Annotated in this window: 2 protein-coding genes; both read right to left on the bottom strand. The window is 42.6% G+C overall.

The genetic code is table 11. The annotated features are described in order from the left end of the window. On the bottom strand, nt 1–710 hold a 710-nt coding region (locus OGM63_RS09800; RefSeq protein WP_263745325.1), incomplete at its 3' end, for a PfkB family carbohydrate kinase. 589 nt (nt 711–1,299) lie between these two features. Beyond that, the coding region (locus OGM63_RS09795) for a formylglycine-generating enzyme family protein (protein WP_263745324.1) at nt 1,300–2,543 on the bottom strand (1,244 nt) is incomplete at its 5' end.

The following is a 2,543-nucleotide window of genomic DNA, read 5'->3' as shown; positions in this document are numbered from 1 at the left end:
TTTGGTACTTCTATGGTGCCAGTTTTCCCATACATTAAGTATTCTATTGGTTTTTCGCCGTGGGTAATGGCAATGTAGGGAATATTAATTTTATTAAGATATGCAAAAACTTCTTGACTTGTGTGGCAACCAGCAGGGTAAAAATTAGTTGAACAAATCGCGTAATCCACAAAAGGTAAAAGTTCCTCAAAACCAGGTTTCCAGCTACCACCATCAATTACAACAGGGATATTCTCAGATTTAGCGATTTGGGCGATCGCTTTACCAACTTTCATCTGATGTCCATCAATAAGCACAATATCGACATTTTGTAAAATATCTGGGGGAATAGATTCGCACTTGGCTTGAGTTTTCACAGCATTGATCGAAACCACAGCGCGATCGCCTGTAGATTTGGTGACAATAATTGAAGAGACGGGTGGTGGTTCGGTAGCGTTGTTGTCAAGGTCAGCGATCGCGACTTTGAATGCTTCTAAATCCCCTTTGATTAACTGCGTCATCGGGTGAGAACCCAAGCTTCCCAACACTGTAGCTTGATTACCTAAATAACTGAAAGTCACTGCCGCATTAGTTGCAGGTCCACCTGCTGCTACAGTATAGTCAGCAGCAACAATTTTCTGATTATTCTTCGGGGGAGACTCGGCAAGGTAAATCAAATCCAAAGTTACTAAACCGACAAATAAGCCACGATAGGATTTTGGATTTGTCATTAGCGCTCTTCCATCACTTTCGCCAGATAAAATTTTAGGCGTTGCTGAATCCAGGTATGAATCATATCTGTAGAGACGCGAAATTTCGCGTCTCTACAAGGATTTTGAATGCCCAACAAACCAATTTCATACTTTAAATCAGCAACGCCAAATTTTAAACCCTATTTTTAGGTTAGTCCGCCTAATCGCGGACTTTGTTTGTGTAGCTGCGACTTCCAGTCGCTTTTAGAGACTTAACGGGAAAAGTCAGATTGCGCGATCGCTCCACGCCAATTATTGCGATCGGCAAGTTAAAATCAAGCGATCGCTCTTTTCATCTCATGTCCGGAAAATTACTTATGATGTAAAGACGTTCCGCCGTCACGTCTCTACGACGGTTGCGACGTTTTTATTACTGTTAATTAAACGGACATGATATCACTCCCAAAATTGGGGACACACCACTTGCTAAAATCCCAAGTTTCTTGTATTATAAATAGATAACTCATCCAAAAATCGAAAAATATTTTGATTGCGCAGAGCGCGAGGTAATAAAGAAGGGCAAAGAGAATAAGAGCAGAGTGCTAAAGGGCAAAAGTGCAAAGGGCTACTAAGTCCTCGCGACCGCACAGACCACCCGAAAACCGATAATGCTGTAGGCGTCGTCGGGGTAGAAGTCGTCGCGAATAGCAGAACGGCAGTTCTCAGGATAGTAGCTCCAAGAACCACCGCGCAGCAGCCGAGAACGATTATCATTCTCGCTTCCCCAAGCCTTTGCGTCGGCAGGCGCTTCATTATAATTTTGATGCCACTCATCCTGACACCATTCCCATATATTACCATGCATATCAAATAAACCAAAGGGGTTTGCGGGAAAAATTCCTACATCTGTTGTTTGCCCCCGAGATTCACCCTTTATCCCTGAGCCATAAGTGTTGTTACCGTTATAATTTGCTAAATCGGTTGTAATCGTTTCACCAAAATAAAACGGGGTAGTTGTTCTAGCCCTACAAGCATATTCCCATTCTGCCTCACTGGGCAAGCGATAATTTTTCCCAGTTTTTTTAGATAGTCGAGCACAAAACTCAATTGCATCATTCCAAGAAACCTTTTCAACAGGTCGATTAGCACCTTTGAAGTTGGATGGATCTAGCTTTAAATCAATTTTAACTTTTTCCAAAACTGCGACAGCTGCCCATTGAGCTTGCGTGACGGGAAATTTACCCATAAACAAGGGTTGAACGGTGACAGTGTGCTGTGGACTTTCACTATCACGTCGTTGTGGCTCATTCTCTGGTGAACCCATAAGAAACTGACCACCGGGAATTGCAACCATCTCCAGAACTACATTATTACCCAAGTCTTCTGTAAAAAACTCGGCTCGTCCCCGACTGCGATTAATTTCACAGGTTTTTCCCAGACCAAACAGTCCTGATTTTACAGTTATGGTAGCGGTGTCGAACTCAAACGGCTGAGTTTGAATTCCTAGAGGAGATTGTGGCTGAGAAATAGGTGTAGATGATTTCCTTTCTCGTTGTTTTTGTAATTCTGCTTGCTGTGTTTGATATTCGGCTCTTTCTTGCTCTTGGTGTAATCTTTCTGCTTTTTGTTGCTGACGCTCATATTCGGCTTGTTTTGGGGCAAGCACTCGCTGTTTAATTGGTGCTATATCTTCATCCCTAAGATTCAGCAATGTCTGTAAGCGTTGCAATCCATTGCGGTTTTTTTCACTAATCGGGAATTGCTGTATCTCAGATAAAGCTTGCTGGTAGCTTTGCAATTTTTTCTGTCGCTGCCGATAGGGTTCGAGAACCTCAAACTCAATTGCATTAGCATCTTGATCTGATAATCCCA

The sequence above is a fragment of the Plectonema radiosum NIES-515 genome (assembly GCF_025753815.1).
Lineage (GTDB): Bacteria > Cyanobacteriota > Cyanobacteriia > Cyanobacteriales > Nostocaceae > Hassallia > Hassallia radiosum_A.
The sequence above is the reverse complement of the archived record's forward strand: the minus strand, read 5'-3'. Positions and strand labels throughout refer to the sequence as shown.